Annotated in this window: 13 protein-coding genes; all 13 read right to left on the bottom strand. The window is 69.1% G+C overall.

Features of this window, described 5'->3' with window-relative positions; translation table 11 throughout:
• Positions 1-41: 41 nt before the first annotated feature.
• Positions 42-980, bottom strand: a complete 939-nt coding sequence (locus tag ACSQ3D_RS14480; RefSeq protein ID WP_436127367.1) for an SMI1/KNR4 family protein — start codon at positions 978-980, stop codon at positions 42-44.
• 128 nt (positions 981-1,108) lie between these two features.
• The gene (locus tag ACSQ3D_RS14475) at positions 1,109-4,879 is read right to left on the bottom strand and encodes a molybdopterin cofactor-binding domain-containing protein (RefSeq protein ID WP_436127366.1); all 3,771 of its coding nucleotides are present in this window, start codon (positions 4,877-4,879) and stop codon (positions 1,109-1,111) included.
• Positions 4,876-5,367 (bottom strand): (2Fe-2S)-binding protein, encoded by a 492-nt coding sequence (locus ACSQ3D_RS14470; protein ID WP_436127365.1) that lies wholly within the window; start codon positions 5,365-5,367, stop codon positions 4,876-4,878. Before ACSQ3D_RS14470 ends, ACSQ3D_RS14475 begins: the two co-directional genes overlap by 4 nt.
• A gap of 195 nt (positions 5,368-5,562) precedes the next feature.
• The gene (locus ACSQ3D_RS14465; protein ID WP_436127364.1) at positions 5,563-6,735 is read right to left on the bottom strand and encodes an ABC transporter substrate-binding protein; all 1,173 of its coding nucleotides are present in this window, start codon (positions 6,733-6,735) and stop codon (positions 5,563-5,565) included.
• A gap of 121 nt (positions 6,736-6,856) precedes the next feature.
• A complete protein-coding gene (pncA, locus tag ACSQ3D_RS14460; protein ID WP_056411548.1) occupies positions 6,857-7,582 on the bottom strand; it encodes a bifunctional nicotinamidase/pyrazinamidase in 726 nt (241 codons plus the stop codon).
• A 72-nt stretch (positions 7,583-7,654) separates the two neighbouring features.
• Positions 7,655-8,398, bottom strand: a complete 744-nt coding sequence (locus ACSQ3D_RS14455) for an ABC transporter ATP-binding protein (protein WP_396504320.1) — start codon at positions 8,396-8,398, stop codon at positions 7,655-7,657.
• Between the two features lie 2 nt (positions 8,399-8,400).
• Entirely contained in the window at positions 8,401-9,201 is an 801-nt protein-coding gene (locus ACSQ3D_RS14450) for an ABC transporter ATP-binding protein (protein ID WP_056410348.1), read from the bottom strand.
• Positions 9,198-11,105 carry an ABC transporter permease gene (locus ACSQ3D_RS14445; RefSeq protein ID WP_436127363.1) on the bottom strand — a complete coding sequence of 636 codons (1,908 nt, stop codon included), beginning with the start codon at positions 11,103-11,105 and terminating at the stop codon, positions 9,198-9,200. The genes ACSQ3D_RS14450 and ACSQ3D_RS14445 overlap by 4 nt, the downstream gene beginning before the upstream one ends.
• A gap of 229 nt (positions 11,106-11,334) precedes the next feature.
• The gene (locus ACSQ3D_RS14440) at positions 11,335-12,540 is read right to left on the bottom strand and encodes an ABC transporter substrate-binding protein (RefSeq protein WP_056410350.1); all 1,206 of its coding nucleotides are present in this window, start codon (positions 12,538-12,540) and stop codon (positions 11,335-11,337) included.
• 78 nt (positions 12,541-12,618) lie between these two features.
• Positions 12,619-13,203 carry an amino acid synthesis family protein gene (locus ACSQ3D_RS14435; RefSeq protein WP_436127362.1) on the bottom strand — a complete coding sequence of 195 codons (585 nt, stop codon included), beginning with the start codon at positions 13,201-13,203 and terminating at the stop codon, positions 12,619-12,621.
• A 53-nt stretch (positions 13,204-13,256) separates the two neighbouring features.
• Complete coding sequence (locus ACSQ3D_RS14430; RefSeq protein ID WP_056163220.1) at positions 13,257-13,898, bottom strand: amino acid synthesis family protein; 642 nt, start codon at positions 13,896-13,898, stop codon at positions 13,257-13,259.
• Between the two features lie 27 nt (positions 13,899-13,925).
• Positions 13,926-14,876 (bottom strand): UPF0280 family protein, encoded by a 951-nt coding sequence (locus ACSQ3D_RS14425; protein WP_436127361.1) that lies wholly within the window; start codon positions 14,874-14,876, stop codon positions 13,926-13,928.
• A 13-nt stretch (positions 14,877-14,889) separates the two neighbouring features.
• Positions 14,890-16,536 (bottom strand): 6-hydroxynicotinate reductase, encoded by a 1,647-nt coding sequence (locus tag ACSQ3D_RS14420; protein WP_436127360.1) that lies wholly within the window; start codon positions 16,534-16,536, stop codon positions 14,890-14,892.
• Between the last annotated feature and the right edge of the window lie 134 nt (positions 16,537-16,670).

Below are 16,670 nucleotides of genomic sequence, written 5' to 3'. Positions count from 1 at the left end.
ATGGAGCGGTAGCGGCATTTTTTATCAGGTTCCAACGCCATCTAGCGCGACAGTGGGTTGAGCGCATCCACCGCGGCCTTGGCAGTGGGCAGGTCGCCGCCAAACTCTGCCTGGTAGGCGCGGATGGCCTGCCGACGCGTGGCCGGGTCCGCCGCCAGCGATTGCCATGTTGGCGCAGCGGGGCTTTGCACGGCGGCCGGCGCGTTCACCTCCTGCGCAGGGGCAGATCGAAGTTCCCAGCGAGGCACCACCGAAAACCGCAGCTGCGCCGTCGACAAACGTTCCAGTTCCTGCGCCAGTTGCTTCTGCGAGATCAACGCCCACACGTCGCGCGGCCGCGCACGCGGCCCGTCCTGCACCGATTGCTGCTGCGGCGCTTGCCCGGCCATCGCCTGCAGGCGTTCAGCGCTGTCGGCGGGCATCAGCGCAGATGTGCGCGCGACATCAAGGCGGGTTTGGGTAACGGCTTCTTCCTGCGAGAACTCGTCCATCTGGTGGCTGAGGTCCGCCATGGACTGCAGCAGCATCGCAGTGGCAAAGTCGTCGAAGCTGGCGTGCAGCACCATCGCCTCGTCATCGTCGTGGGGCACCAGGGCGACCGGCGCCACTGTGTGGGGTAGTGCATTAACGCCCAGGGTCAGGCAATACGCGTCGCCCGCGCCGTTCTGGGCGAAGGGGAGAAACCTGCGACCGCCCTGCGCGGCTGCGTACAGCCATTCCTGCGCCGCGTCTGCGCGCTCTTGCGCATCCATCCACTCGAAGTCCTCGCAGCTGATGAAGGCGGGCGGCTGCGTGAGGCACAGCGTGCGCCACTGCCCTGCCCAGTCGGGGCCGTAGAAGGTGGCGCCAGCGGCGACCAAGGCGCGCAACAGGGCGGGTACTTCGATGCCCACCTGGGTGGCCAGGTCATCGAGCGCGTCGGCATTGGCGAGGGCCGCGTCAGCTGCGGCAGGGGGTGGTGGAGTCGTTGGCTCAGTCATGCGGCATCGTAGTCTTGCCCGGTCGGCCAGCGGACGTGTGGACATGCAGACGCACGTGCCCCTAATGCTATGTTTTTGATAGCGCCTGGCGCTGATTCAACAAGCGCCAGGCCATGCAAAGCCCTAGATCACGGATGCGCAGGCCCCGCCCGTACGCGCGCCAGCGCCTCAGGCACATCGCTCCACGCGGGCCGGCCCGGCGCGTAGCGCTGGCGCATGTAGTGCGCCAGCTCGGTGACCTGCGCATCGCTGAGCGCATGGCCGAAGGCGGGCATGAAGCCGATGTCGCGCGCGGCGGGCTCGCGGATGCCATGCACGATGACCTGCAGCAGGTTGTCGGGCCGGTCGCTGTGCAGGTTGCTGTTGAGCGCCAGCGGGATGTTCACGCCCAGCAGCTTCGGGCCGTCGCCGTCGTGGTGGCAGGCGGCGCAGGCGCCGTTGAACAGGCGCTGCGCCTGGCCGGGCTGGGGCGCGAGTGCGGCGGCCTGGGCCACGGCGGCCAGGGCCGTCGCCTCGCGGGCCTGCACGGCATCGGCGGCGGGCTCGGTGTCCGCGGTGAACGAGGCGAGGTAAGTGGCCATGGCGCGGATGTCGCCATCCGGCAGGTGCGCCAGCTCGCGCACCACCGGTGCCATGGGGCCCGAGGCGCTGCCGTGCTGCGCGCTGTGGCCGTGGCGCAGGTAGCTGTAGAGGGACTCGGCGCTCCACGGCACGGGGGCCTTGGACAAGCCGGTGAGCGCGGGCGCTTCCCACCCATCCACCATCGCGCCCGACAGGAAGGCGGCACCGCCCATTTCAGCACCCATCGCATTGCGCGGCGTGTGGCAGGCGCCGCAGTGGCCCACGCCCTGCACCAGGTAGGCGCCGCGGTTCCACTCGGGCGGGCGCGTGGGATCGGGCTTCCAGGGCGTGGCGTCGTGGAACAGCGCGTTCCAGCCGGCCATGAGCGGGCGCACGCTGAACGGGAAGGCGAGATCGGTCTTGGGCACCTCCGCGCGCACCGCGGGCTGCGCCATCAGGTAGGCGTACAGCGCTGTCAGGTCGTCGTCGCTCATCTTCGCGAACGCGGTGTACGGGAACGCGGGGTACAGGTGCTTGCCGTCGCGCGAGATGCCTTCGCGCATGGCGCGCTGGAAGGCGCTGAACGACCACTGGCCGATGCCGGTCTCGGCGTCGGGCGTGAGGTTGGTGGTGTAGACGGTGCCGAACGGCGTCTCCATGCCGCGCCCGCCGGTGTTGGGGGTGCCGCCGGGCGCCGTGTGGCAGACCACGCAGTCGCCTGCAGCGGCCAGCAGGCGGCCACGTTCGATGGTGGCGGCGTTGTAGACCGCCGCGCCGCCCGCCGTCTGCACCACGGGCGCGATGGACGGGCGCCAGCCCAGCAGTGCGGCGCCCAGGGCCAGCCCGCCAGCCAGCAGTGCACCGCCGCGCGCCCACAGGCTGCGCCGGCGCGGCCAGGTGGCGGTGGCAGGCACGGCGGGTGCGGGCAGCTCCAGGGTGGGCAGCACGTCGGCCGGCGGGGTGGGCATGCCGCCCTCGTCGCCGGGCCGCCCGCGACCTGCGGCCTCGGCTGCCGCGGTGAGGGGGTTCAAGCCCGCCCGCACGACCTCGGGCGTGAACGGCGGCGCCCGAAAACGCACGCCCGTGGCGTCGAAGATCGCGTTGGCGATGGCCGCCGTGCCGGGCACCGAGGACGACTCGCCCGAACCCAGCGGCGCCTCGTCCTGCCGGGGCATGTGCATGACCTCGATGACGGGCACTTCGCGAAAGCTCAGGATGGGGTAGCTGCCCCACTCGCGGTTGTCCACGGCCTGCTTCACGGGCTCGAACGTCACCTGCTCCTTGAGCGCGCGGCTGGTGGTCTGCAGCACGTTGCCGTGCACCTGCTGCTCCACGCCCGCCGGGTTGACCATGAGGCCCGCGTCGTGCCCCACGACCACGCGGCGCACATGCACCTCGCCGGTCCGCTTGTTGACCTCGACATCGGCCACCCAGGCGGCCCAGGCCGCGCCGAAGCCGGGCCACTTGCTGTGGATGTAGCGGGCGTAGGCAAAGCCCTGGCCCTGCACCCAGTCGCCGTCTTCACTGCCGCCGTCCAGCGCGCGCTGCTGCGGGCCGGTGCGGCGCACCCAGCCGGCCTTCTCGGCTGTGGCCTGCACCAGCTCGGCCGCGCGCGGGTCGTTCAGCAGCTGCAGGCGAAAGGCCACCGGGTCCACGCCGGCGGCGGTGGCCAGTTCGTCCACATACGATTCGTGCGCAAAGGAGTTGGGCAGCGCGGACACGCCCCGCAGCCACGATGCGCGCACGATGGGCGGCATGTCGTTGACCGCCACGCGCAGGTTGTCGTACTGATAAGGCGGGCGTGCGGTGCGGTCGCCCATCTCGTAGGCCTGGGCCACAGGCTCGATGGTGCGGGTGAGCAGCAGGGCCAGCGTGGGCGCGCCGTTGGACGGGTAAGAGGTCTCGAAGTCGTACGCTGCCACCGAGCCATCGGCGTTGAGCCCGCCACGCACCTGCATGAGCTGCGCCGTGCCCTTGGGCTCCCACAGATGCTCCTGCTCGCGCGTGAGCTGCACCCGCACCGGGGCGCCCACGGCGCGCGACAACAGCGCGGCGTCGGCCGCCACATCGTCGGCACCGTTGCGGCCGTAGCAGCCTGCGGCCTCCATGCGGATGAGGTCGATGTCCACATCGCCCATGCCCATGAGGCGGGCCAGGTCGGCGCGCAGCACGTGCGGGTTCTGCGTGCCGGCCCACACGGTCATGCGCGGGCGACCGGTGCCATCCTGCGCCCGCCACTCGGCCACCGCGCACGACGGGCCGATGGACGCGTGCATCTGGTAGGGCCACACGTAGGTGCGCGGCATGGGCTGGTCGGCCGCGGCCAGGGCTGCGTCCACATCGCCTTCGTCCACCAGGCGCCGCTGCGTGGCCGGGTTGGCGCGGATGGCCTGGGCGATGGCCTCGGGGCTGTCCTGGCGCGGAAAGCCGGGCCAGTCCTTCCACTGCACGCGCAGCTCGCGCAGGGCCTGCTCGGCCTGCTCCTCGCGCTCGGCGACGATGCCCACGAAGTCGCGGACCACCACCACCGCGCGGATGCCGGCGATGTGCGCGATGGACGCCTGGTCCACCGATGCCAGCGTGTTGCCGATGAAGTCGCCATGGTCGGCCCCCGCATACGGCGGGCGCACCACGCGGCCGTGCAGCATGCCGGGCACGCGCATGTCGTGCACAAAGACCAGCTCGCCGCTGACCTTGGCAGGGATGTCCACGCGCGGCACCGACTGGCCGACCACGCGGTAGTCGGCCGTGGGTTTGGTGGGCGTGGCGTCGGACAGCTCCAGCACCGTGTGCTGGCCCGCCAGCAGGTCGCCGTAGCGCAACTGCTGCGCGGGGTCGGCCGCCAACTGCACCACGCCGCCCGACACCTGCAGCGCGTCCGCCGGCACGTTCAGGCGCTCTGCGGCGCGGGCCACCAGCCAGTGGCGCGCCTGCGCTGCGGCAAGGCGCAGCGGCTTGGCGTGGATCTGGATGGAGGCACTTGCGATGGTGGCGCCCTGGTTGGGCGCGCGCGTGGTGTCGCCCAACACCATGTTCACCCGGGCCAGGTCCACGTCCAGCTCTTCGGCCACGATCTGCGCCAGCGCCGTGCGGATGCCGGTGCCCAGGTCCACATGGCCGTTGAGCGCGGTCACGCTGCCGTCGTCCCACACGGCGATCAGTATTTCGACGCCCTCGGCCGGGTTGCCGGCCACCAGCGCGGGCTGGCCCTTGACCGGCGGCGGCGCGGGCGGCGGGTTGCGCACCACCAGCAGCACGCCGTCGGCCGCGTGGAAGTCGGCGCGGGTCAGGGGCGTGTGGGCGCGCAGCGGCGCAGTGCTGGCGGGCGGCGTGCTCATGCCCTGGCCTCCTGCATCAACACCGCCGCGCGCTGCACGGCGCGGATGATCTCCACATGCGTGCCGCAGCGGCACAGGTTGGCCGACAGCTCGCGGCGGATGGCGGCCTCGTCGGGGTGGGGGTTTCGCTCCAGCAGCGCCACGGCCATCATGACCATGCCGTTCAGGCAGTAGCCGCACTGCGCGGCCTGCTCGTCGATGAAGGCCTGCTGCACCGGGTGGCGCCCCGCCGCAGTGCCGCAGCGCCCGGGCAGGCCCTCCAGCGTGGTCACCTCACGCCCTGCCACGCCCTGCGCCGGAATCACGCAGGCCCGCGCGGCCACGCCGTCCACCAGCACCGTGCACGCCCCGCACTGCCCCAGCCCACAGCCGTACTTGGGGCCGTTGAGCGCCAGGTCGTTGCGCAGCACGTGCAGCAGCGTGGCGCTGCCGGACGTGGCCGCAGGCAGGGGGCAGGGCTGGCCGTTGACAACAGCGACTAACTGCATTTGCTGGATGGTTGTTTACTTCGGACGAAAGACACGGTTGCTGCGTCAGCGACGTACGACACTGACGCAGCCCAAGTCAGGGGCCGCCGCGGAAGGGCCGCCCCGCCCCGCTGGCGGCGTCCCCCTTCCCGCATTGCGCAGCAATGCGAGAGAAGGGGGAAGGCGCGAAGCGCCACAGGGGGTTGCACCATATCCTTAGCGCTTGAGCGCTCCGGTGCGCGTGTACATCTCCAGGTCCACGAAGTTCGAGCCGTTGTGGTTGGTGGGGCCGTACTGCAGCGGAAAATCGCCGATCTTGGTCGTGCCCATGTCTTCCAGCGCCTTGATGAAACCGTCGCGCGTGAGGTTGCGGCCCGCGCGCTTGAGGCCTTCCACGAACACGCGCGCGGCGATGTAGCCCTCGAGCATGGTGTAGCTGTCGATCTTCTCGCCCGCGTCGGTGCGGTCCTTGCGGTAGTCCACCACGATGGGCATGCGGCTGGCCTGCGGCGACGGCACGATGCTCGCCGTGACCAGGCCTTCGATGCCGCCGTTCAGGCGCTGCGCCGAGCCCGGCGCATCGGTGATGCCCACCGAGATGGTGTACAGCGGCGACGCGGCACCCGCCGCGCGGTAGTCGCGCAGGAAGACCTCCACCATCTTGCCGGCCATGATCATCACCACCGCGCCGGGCTGGGCCTTGGTGAGCGTGGCGACCTGCGCCTTGGCGTCGGTGGCGGCGATCTCCATGGGCACGGATTCGACCACCTTGACCTTCAGGCCCTGCGCGATCTGCAGGCAGGTGTCGAGGTTGGACTTGCCGAACGCGCTGTTCTGGTAGATGACGGCGATGTTGGTGATGCCCAGCGTGGCCAGGTGGCCCACGATCTTGCGCAGCTCGGTCTCGTAGCTGGCGCGCACGTGGAACAGATAGCGGTTGTGCGTGGTGCGGAACGACGTGGTGCCCACCAGCGGCGCGAACATGGGCACGCCCGCCTTCTCGGCCAGCGGCATCGCGGCGATGAGGTTGCCCGTGGCCACGTAGCCGATCAGCGCGAAGACCTTGTCCTCGTCGATCAGCTTGGCGGTGTTCTCGGCCGTCTTCTTGGGGTCGTAGGCGTCGTCGTGCGACACCAGCTCCAGCGTGCGGCCCTGCACGCCGCCACTCTTGTTGACCTTGTCGAAGACCAGCGCGATGCCGGCCTTGTAGTCCACCCCGAAATCCTTGGCAGGCCCGGTGAACACGGCCGACTGCCCCACCTTGATGCGGGAGTCCGTCACTCCGGTCTCGGCGGCGGCCGGCCCCGCCCCTGCCAGAGCAGCGGCGGCCAGGCTTGTGAGCACCACCCGGCGGTCGATGCGCCCTTCCTCCATCCCACGAAACTTCATGAAACGCTCCTTACATCAAAGGCGCAATCTTCCCTTTAACTGGAGGGGCTTTGCAACACTTTCTGCGGTGTGTTGTGAATCCGTCAAACGCCTGGCGCCGCGGCGCCGGCGCTGCGGGCGGTCACGCGATGTCGATGTCGCTGGACTGAATGCGCTTGACGCCTTTGGCGGCCATGTTCTTCCACGCGGCGGCGAGCGAGCCGTTGAGGTCGATGGCGCGGCAGGCATCCTCGACCACGTACGTCTCAAAGCCCAGGCGCCTGGCATCGAGCGCCGTCCAGGCCACGCAGAAGTCGGTGGCCAGGCCGGTGACGAACACCGCCCGGATGCCGCGCTGCTTCAGGTACCCCGCCAGGCCCGTGGATGTCTTGCGGTCCGCCTCTTCGAACGCCGAATAGCTGTCCACGTGCTGGTGGAAGCCCTTGCGCAAGATCACCTGCGCCTGCGGCACTTTGAGGTCCTTGTGCAGCGCTGCGTCGTCGGTGCCCTGCACGCAGTGGTCGGGCCACAGCACCTGCGGGCCGTAGCTGAGCTTGGCGGTTTCAAACGGCTTCTTGCCCGCATGGCTGCTGGCAAACGAGGCGTGGCCCTGGGTGTGCCAGTCCTGCGTCACCACCACGTTCTCGAAGGCGGTGGCGATGCGGTTGATGACCGGCACCACCTCGTCGCCCTGGGCCACCGGCAGGGTTCCACCCGGCACGAAGCAGTTCTGCACATCCACCACGATGAGCGCTGCGCGCTCGCCGGGTTTGATCTTGCCCGCCGCCCACGCGGTGGGAAGGCAGACGCCGGCCACGGTGAACGCGGCCGATTGGAGAAGAAGGCGACGACGCGGTGCAGTTGGCATGGTGAACACTCCGGTTGGGAACGCACTGACACATCGGCGGCGGCCCGGTGGGGCCACCGCCGGGGATTCGCTTCACACGCTGAGGTAGGCCCGCCGGACTTCCTCGTTCGCCGCCAGTTCGGCCATCGTGGCCTGGTAGCGGATCTGGCCCTTCTCCAGCACATAGGCGCGGTCGGAGACCAGCTCGGCAAAATGCATGTTCTGCTCGGACAGCAGGATGCTCACGCCCTGCCCCTTGAGCTCCAGGATCATCTGCGCCATCTGCTCCACGATGACGGGCGCCACGCCCTCGGAGGGCTCGTCGAGCAGCACCAGGTACGGGTTGCCCATGAGCGTGCGGGCCACGGTCAGCATCTGCTGCTCGCCGCCGCTCATGCGCCCGCCCGGGCGCTGGGGCATCTCGCCCAGGTTGGGGAAGAGCTTGAACAAGGCCTCGGGCGTCCACAGCGGGGCGGCCGTGCCGTCGGGCCACTGGCGGGCCGGCTGGCGGCCTACCTCCAGGTTCTCCATCACCGTGAGGTCGGTGAACACGCGGCGGTCTTCGGGCACGAAGCCCAGGCCCAGGCGGGCCGCGTCGTGCGGGTCGCTTTTGGACAGGTCCTTGCCCATGAACTGGATGCTGCCCTTGCGCTTGGCGAGCATGCCCATCAGCGTCTTGAGCGTGGTGGACTTGCCCGCGCCGTTGCGGCCCATCAGCGCCACGACCTCGCCGCGGCGCACTTCCAGGTCGACGTCGTAGAGGATCTGCGCGGCGCCGTACCAGGCCTGCAGGCCCTGGGCTTTCAGGAGAACTTCGTTCGTTGCGCTGCTCGTCATGGTCATGCCGTCTCCGCCGCCGGGGCCGCTGCGGCCGATGCTGCTGTTTTCTTCTCGAAGGTCTTGCCGGTGCCGAAGTAGACCTCCTGCACCTTGGGGTGGTCGCGCAGCTCCAGCGGCTTGCCTTCGGCGATGAGGCGCCCGCGCGCCAGCACGATCATGCGGTCGGCGTACGCGAACACCACGTCCATGCTGTGCTCGGTGAACAGCACTGCCATGCCGCGGTCGATCACGAGCTGCTTGGTCAGCGCCATGAGTTCGTTGCGCTCCTTGGGCGCCATGCCGGCGGTGGGCTCGTCCATGAGCAACAGCTTCGGGCTGTTGGCCATGGCGATGGCCAGCTCCACGCGCTTGACGTCGCCATAGGCCAGCACGCTGCAGGGGCGGTCGGCCTGGGACTTCATGCCCACCTGGTCGAGCAGCGCCAGCGCCTCGTCGCGCTTGTGGTCCGCGGCCTTGCGCCACATCGAGAACAGGCGGCTGTCGCTGGAGATCAGCGCCATCTGCACGTTCTCCACCACGGTGAGCGAGGCGAAGGTCTCGGCGATCTGGAAGGTGCGGCCCACGCCCATGCGCCAGATGTCGCGGGGCTTGCGGCCCACCAGCTCCTGCCCGTCGAGCTGTATGGAGCCCACGTCGGCCGGCAGCTGGCCGTTGACCATGTTGAAGGTGGTGGACTTGCCGGCGCCGTTGGGGCCGATGAGCGCCAGCAGCTCGCCCGCGGCCAGCTCGAAGTGGATGCCATCCACCGCCTTGACGCCGCCGAACGACTTGCCCAGGCCCGTGACTTTGAGCAGGCTCATGCCTGGCCCTCCTTCATGTTCTTGGCTTCGCGCCGGTTGTCGAAGACCTGCTTGATGGCGCCTGCGATGCCCTGCGGGAAGAGCAGCACCAGGATGAGGATGATGGCGCCCAGCATGGCGCGCCAGTAGTCGGTGTTGCGCGCCACGGTGTCGTGCAGCCAGGTGAAGGTGACCGCGCCCACCACGGGGCCGGCCAGGGTCTGGATGCCGCCGAGCAGCACCATCACCAGGCCGTCGACCGAGCGGCCCACGTGCAGCGTCTCGGGCGAGATACTGCCCTTGGAGAACGCGAACAGCGCGCCGCCCAGGCCCGCGAACAGCCCGGCGATGACGAAGGCCGTCCACTGCATGCGCTTGACGTCGATGCCGATGGCATCGGCGCGCAGCACCGAGTCGCGCCCCGCCCGCAGCGCGTAGCCGAACGGCGAGTACAGGATGCGCCGCAGCATCAGCACGCCGCCCACGACCAGCGCGAGCGTGAGGTAGTAGTAGTTGCGCTTGTCCGACAGCCAGGCCGCGGGCCACACGCCGGTGAGGCCGTTGCTGCCGCCGGTGAAACCGTCCCACTGGTAGCAGATGGCCCAGGTGATCTGCGCGAAGGCCAGCGTGAGCATGGCCAGGTACACGCCCGACAACCGCACGCAGAACCAGCCGTACAGCAGCGCACCGGCGGCCGCCGCGAGCGGCGCCACCACCAGGGCCAGCTCCATCGGAATGCCGGCCGAGCGCACCAGCAGCGCTGCCGCGTAGGCCCCGAGGCCAAAGTACGCCGCATGGCCGAACGAATGCATGCCCGCCGGCCCCATGATGAAGTGCAGGCTGGCCGCGAACAGCGCGGCGATCAACAGGTCGATGAACAGCACGGTGAGGTAGGGCGAGCCGGCCGTGAGCATCGGCAGCAGCACCAGCACAGCCAGCAGTGCCATGCCGCCGATCTTGAACCAGCGGTCCGGCGCACGCAGCGGCGCCTCGGGCAGGCCGGTGTTGCGGCTGGCGGCCTGCGGGCGGCCCATCAGGCCCCAGGGGCGCACCACCAGCACCACGGCCATCACGAGGAATTCGACCACCAGCGTGAGCTTGGAGAACGAGACGCTGTAGCCGAAGATTTCGACCACACCGAGCCAGATGCACACCGCCTTGATCTCGGCGATGAGCAGCGCGGCCACATACGCACCGGGGATGGAGCCCATGCCGCCCACCACCACCACCACGAAGGCGGCGCCGATGGTGTTGAGGTCCATCTCCAGCGTGGCCGGCTCGCGCGGCAGCTGCAGTGCGCCGCCCAGGCCCGCCAGCAGCGCACCCAGCGCGAACACCGCCGTGAACAGCCAAGCCTGGTTCACGCCCAGGGCGCTGACCATCTCGCGGTCCTGCGTGGCGGCGCGCACCAGCGTGCCCCAGCGGGTGCGGGTGAGCAGCAGCCACAACAGGCCCAGCACCACCGGGCCCACGACGATGAGGAACAGGTCGTACGACGGGAACTGGCGGCCCAGGATGTCCACCGACCCCGACAGGCCCGGCGCGCGCGGGCCGAGCAGTTCTTCGGGGCCCCAGATCCACAGCGCCGCATCCTTGATGACCAGCACCAGCGCGAACGTGGCCAGGAGCTGGAAGAGCTCGGGCGCCTTGTAGATGCGGCGCAGCAGCACCACCTCGACCACCGCGCCGAGCGCCCCCACCACCACGGCAGACAGCAGCAGCGCAGGCCAGAACGCGAGGCCCGTGCCCAGCTTGGCGACCATGGAATAGGCCACGTAGATGCCCACCATGAAGAACGAGCCGTGCGCAAAGTTCACAATGCGCGTGACGCCGAAGATCAGCGAGAGCCCGGCGCCCACCAGAAACAGCGAGGACGCGCCCGCCAGTCCGTTGAGCAGCTGAACGATAAAACTCGAAAAACTCATTCCAGATCCTTCGGGGTCACGGCAAAGTTCATCCCTGCAGGTCGGTGCCTGCGGTGTGGGTGAGGCAAACGCGCAGCGCCATCCCAAGCCGTTCGGGCTGAGTTTGTCGAAGCCCTTCGCAGCGCTTCGACAAGCTCAGCGTGAACGGGTGTGCAGCTTTTTACAGATCACACAGGCAGGGAGATGGCGATCGCAGGCGCCCACGCGGGGCCGCCTGTTGAACGCGCACTCAGTCTGCCGCGCGCAGCTTCTTGACTTCTTCGTTGGTCGGCTGCACCTTGGCGCCGTCCACATAGCGGTAGTCCACCATCACGCCCTTGCCGCCTTCGTTCTTGGTGCGGCCCACGTAGCTGCCCATGGTGGACTGGTTGTCTTCCGCGCGGTAGGTGGCGCGGCCGAACGGTGTGGTGACCTGCAGGCCCTTGAACGCGGCGATGAGCTTTTCGGTGTCGGTGGAGCCGGCTTTCTTGATGCCTTCACCCAGCGACTTGATGGCGCTGTAGCCCACGACCGAACCCAGGCGCGGGTAGTCGTTGAACTTGCCCTGGTAGGCCGTCATGAAAGCCTTGTGCTCAGGCGTCTGGATGCCGTACCAGGGGTAGCCGGTGACGATCCAGCCGTTGGGGGCTTCGTCCTTGAGCGGGTCCATGTACTCGGGCTCGCCGGTCAGCAGGCTGACCACCTCGCGGTCCTTGAACAGGCCGCGGGTGTTGCCTTCGCGCACGAACTTGGACAGGTCGGCACCGAACAGCACGTTGAAGATGGCATCGGGCTTGGCGTCGGCCAGGGCCTGCACCACGCTGCCCGAATCGACCTTGCCCAGCGGCGGCGCCTGTTCCACGACGAACTCGACATCAGGCTGCGCGGCCTTGAGCAGTTGCTTGAACGTGGCCACGGCCGACTGGCCGTATTCGTAGTTGGGGTACACCAGCGCCCAGCGCTTTTTCTTCAGGGCCACCGCGTCCGGCACCATCATGGCCACCTGCATGTAGGTGGATGCGCGCAGGCGGTAGGTGTAGCGGTTGCCGTTTTGCCAGACGATCTTGTCGGTCAGCGGTTCGCTGGCCAGGAAGAAGAATTTCTTTTGCTTGGCGAAGTCGGTCAGCGCCAGGCCGATGTGCGACAGGAAGGAGCCGGTGAGCACGTCCACCTTCTCGCGCGAGACCAGCTCTTCGGCCACGCGCACGGCATCGCCCGGGTTGGCGTTGTCGTCGCGGATCACCAGCTGCACCTTCTTGCCCAGCAGGCCGCCCGATGCGTTGATCTCGTCCACCGCCAGCTCCATGCCCTTCTTGTAGGGCTCCAGGAAAGCGGGCTGCGCCTTGTAGCTGTTGATCTCACCAATCTTGATGACATCCTGTGCGTGCACAGGGGCCAGCGTGATAGCCAGCGCGGCTGCGGCCGTGGCACGCATGAGGTTTTGTCGCATCGTCATGGGAACACTCCTGGAAAAGGTAGGGTGGGTGTGGGAGATGGTCGGGAACGGGGGAGATGGTAGTGCGGTACGGCGCATTCAGCGCAGGCCGTCCACGCCCTGGATGTCGGCGACCTGCAGGCCACCGATGCGGGGCAGCGGGCGGCCACTGTCGGTGACGACGATGGCGACCACGATCTCGTTGGCGCGGGGCGCATCGGCCACGCGGGCCTCCATGGCGTCGAAGTGGCTGCGCACGTAGGCGGCATCCTTGTGGCCCAGGGGCACATCGATGGCGGTGCCCAGGCCGCCGATCTTCTTGCTGGACGGCACGAGGGCGGCGCCCTTTTCGACCGCCACGCGCAGCGGCGCGCCGAGCTTGGGGTGCAGGATGGCTGCGGCGTGTTCCAGCTCGCCGGCCTCGCCCACGATGGCGGCCTTGCCGTAGCTGTGGGCCTGGCCGGGCTCGATGCCCAGCGCTTGCACGCAGCGCTGGCCGAGCAGCGCGCCCAGCTCTTCGCCGATGGCCGTGAGCTCATCGAGGCTCTCGGCGTAGCGGCCGGCGAACGGGTTCTCGATGACGGCCATGGCCAGGGCCTTGCGCACGGGCGGCTGCACGTCGCGGCCCATCTCCACACGCACTTCGTCGGTCTGCACGATGATTTTCCGGATCTTGGCGGGCATGTCTTGTACTCCTGGGTTCTTGTGCTGTTGCGTTCTGGTTGTGGTGCGGGACCCTAGCGCAGGCCGTTCCACTGGCTGATGTCCTGCGCCTTGAGGCCGCCCACGCGGGCATGCACGCGCGGGCCGGTGGTCATGGCCAGGATGAAGACGATCTCGTCGGCCAGCGGCGCGCCGGGCACGCGCACCTCCATGGCATCGAAGTGGCTGCGCACGTAGCTGGCGTTGATGTGCGTGAGCGGCACGTCGAGCGCAGCACCCGGGCCGCCCACCTTCTTGGTGGAAGGCACGATGGACAGCGCGTTGGCGGGCTGCCCCGTCTTCTCTTCGGCCTGGCCCTTGGCGTAGGCGTTGCGGTCGCCCTTCCAGCCCAGCAGTTCGCGCATGGCGTAGCCGCCCGGCACATGCCACAGCGCGCCGTGCTCCAGCTCGCCGGCCGCGCCGACGATGGAGCCCTTGCCGTAGGTCTCGATGCGCTCGGCGGGCACGCCCATGGCCTTGAGCAGGCGCTGCGCCATGTCCAGGCCCACGTCCTGCAGCGCCTCCATCATGGGCAGGATGTCGGCCTCGTAGCGGCCGGCGTAGGGGTTGGTCAGCACCGCGCCGATGGCACCCCGCAGCAGCGGCACATCGGCCACGGGACCGAACTCGTGCCGGATGTCCTCGAGGTGGGTGAAAACGCGTCGTATCTGGATCATGGGATGGCCTGTGGGCTTGTGAATTCGTTAAGCAAATACTGAACCAACTTCTTCGTGCACCGCGCTCACCGCGCCTGCCGCGCCTGCCGGGCCTTCGGTGCGTGCGGGCAGCCCCGCCAGCGCTGCCTCGGGCATGCGGGTGGCCGCGAACTCGCCCTGGCACACGAGCAGCGCGCACCAGATCAGCCCGCGGGACTGCAATTCTTGCGCCTTTTCCAGCCCTTGGTGCAGCGCGCGCAGCACCTGTGCGCGCGGCAGCGGCGGGACATCCACCGTGACGGGAATGGCGCCGAGGTCGCTGTCGTCGCGCACCAGCCAGGCGGGCATGCGGGTGATGCGCTCGTCCAGCACGTTCACGGCGTTGGCCACCACGGTGGCGGCGGCGTCGGCCTCGGCCGCGGTGCGCGCGAGCACCGTGACGCTGTCGGCGATGCCCAGCGACTGGCTGCGCCCGCGCCAACCGCTGGTGGCCACGCCGCGCACCGGCATGGTGCTGTCGATGCGCAACTGGCCGTCCAGCAGCAGCCCGTGGCGCAGCTGGGCGGCATCGAGCCTGGCGATGTCCGCATACACCCCCACCGAGGCCGACTGGCCCGGGGCGAGGTGCAGCGCGATGTCGCCACCGTTGTTGACCCAGGCGCGGGCAATGCCGTCCTGCGCGAAACACGCGAGGATCTCTTGCGCCACCGCCCCGGCCACGGCGGCCATGGGGGTGATGAAGCCCTTGCGGTACGGGTGGCAGGCCTGCCACATGCGCTGCGCGACCACACCCTGCAAGGAGGTGGCTTCACCCACCGGGGCGCGCAGGCCGGGCAGCTCGTTCACCAGCTCTTGCAGCAGCCCCTCGAAGCGCTGCCAGGCGCGCTCGTGCGCGGCAGCCACGGCGCTGCGTTCACCCTCGGCCTGGATGACCAGGTCGATGGGTCCGTGCTGGAAGTGCCAGCGGCCGTCGGGCAGAAAGTTGCGGCAGGCGTGCATAACGAGGCGCCGTTCAGCCCAGCAGGGGCGGGCGGCCCAGCGGCCAGGGGTTGCCAGCGGGCAGCGCCTGCCAGGACAGCGACTGCGGCGCACCGTCGTTGTGCCACGCGCCGTGCTCCAGCACCTCGCGCAGGCTGCGGATCTGCTCGGCATGGCCGCCCAGGGCCTCGTAGTCGGTGCGGCGCATGCTGAACTCGATGGGCGCCACGATGGCGGGGGTGGGCACGGTGCCGAAGCTGTTGTCGGGCATGCGCAGCACATCGGCCATCACGGTGATGCCGCCGCCGGGCCACACATAGGCGGGTGCGCCGCCGCAGGTCACGTTGACCAACGCGTTCTTGATGGAGCGCGTGAGCAGCACGGGGTTTTCCGTCACGCCCGCGCGCAGGCTGCCGCCCGCGCCGCCCAGGAAGAGCACCGAGGTGAGCGAGGGCTCGCAGTTCTCGCCGATACGCTCCACGATGCGGCGCACCGCATCGGGCATCTCGGCCTCCACCGGCACCAGCGATTCGTTCAACACGTACCAGCTGGCGTGCTCGCCCGTGGTGGAGGTCATGAGCAGGCGCAGGCCCGGCCACGCGACCGATGCGTCCCAGCCTTCGATGATGGACAGAGGGTCGGCGATGTCGGTGCCGCCCCAGCCCGTGCCGGGATTGGCCACCTGGAAGTAGCGGCCCGGGGTGGACTTGCGCCCGCGCATCTGGATGCCCGAGGACTTCATGTCCAGGCAGCGGCCGGCCTGGTGCTCGGTGAGCACGCCGGTGATGTGGTCGTCCACCACCACCACCTCGTCGGCCTGGCCGAAGAACTGGCGCGCGAAGATGCCGATGGCCGCGGAGCCGCAGCCCACGCGCATGCGCTGCTCGGCCACGCCGTTGACGATGGGCGCCTGCCCGGCCTGGATCACGAGCTGCGAGCCGCCGTCGATGGTGAGTTCCACCGCCTGCTTGTTGCCCAGAAGCTGCATCATCTCGTTGGCGATGCGCCCTTCCTTCTTGCTGCCGCCCGTGAGGTGGTGCACGCCGCCGAGCGACAGCATCTGCGAGCCGTATTCGGCCGTGGTGACGTGCCCCACCACCTCGCCCTTGCAGCGCACGTTGGCCTGCTCGGGGCCGAGGAAGCGGTCGGTGTCGATCTTCACCTTGAAGCTGCAGTAGCTGAAGATGCCCTCGGTGACCACGGTGACCATGTCCACGCCATCGACCTTGGAGCCCACGATGAACGGCGCAGGCTTGTAGTCGGGGTAGGTGGTGGACGAGCCCACGCCGGTGACGAACACTTCTTCTGTCAGCAGCAGGTCGCCGCTCCAGGCGGGCTGCGCGGCGGCATCGGCGGCGGTGCCGCCTTCGGCGTCCACCGGCGCGTCGGCATCCGCCGCGGACGAGCGGCCTGCGAAGGGCACCAGCGCAACTTCGCCCGCCTCCACCGTCTTGCGCAGCAGCACCACCGGGTCCACGCGCACCAGCACGCCGGCGTGGTTGGCATAGCGGTCGCACGCGCCGGCGCGGCCTTCCGATATCTGGCACAGCACCGGGCACGCGTTGCACTCCACCTTGGCGGCGTTCATGCGCTCGTTGCGCGGCCGGGCGCGCTCCAGCACCTGCGGCAGCTCTGGCGCATCCATGCCTGGAAGCCCGTCGGTCTTGGTGTGTTCAGTCATCGTGGAGCCCATTCATTGCATCTTTTCAAATGCTTGTACGCGCATTGCATTTTGTGTAGCATTCACTTAACTTAAATGTTGTGATTGCTACATTGATCGCGAATGTAGCGCAATCGATGATGGTCCGCAATGGT

This window comes from Acidovorax sp. LjRoot117 (assembly GCF_964252695.1).
Lineage (GTDB): Bacteria > Pseudomonadota > Gammaproteobacteria > Burkholderiales > Burkholderiaceae_C > Acidovorax.
The sequence above is the reverse complement of the archived record's forward strand: the minus strand, read 5'-3'. Positions and strand labels throughout refer to the sequence as shown.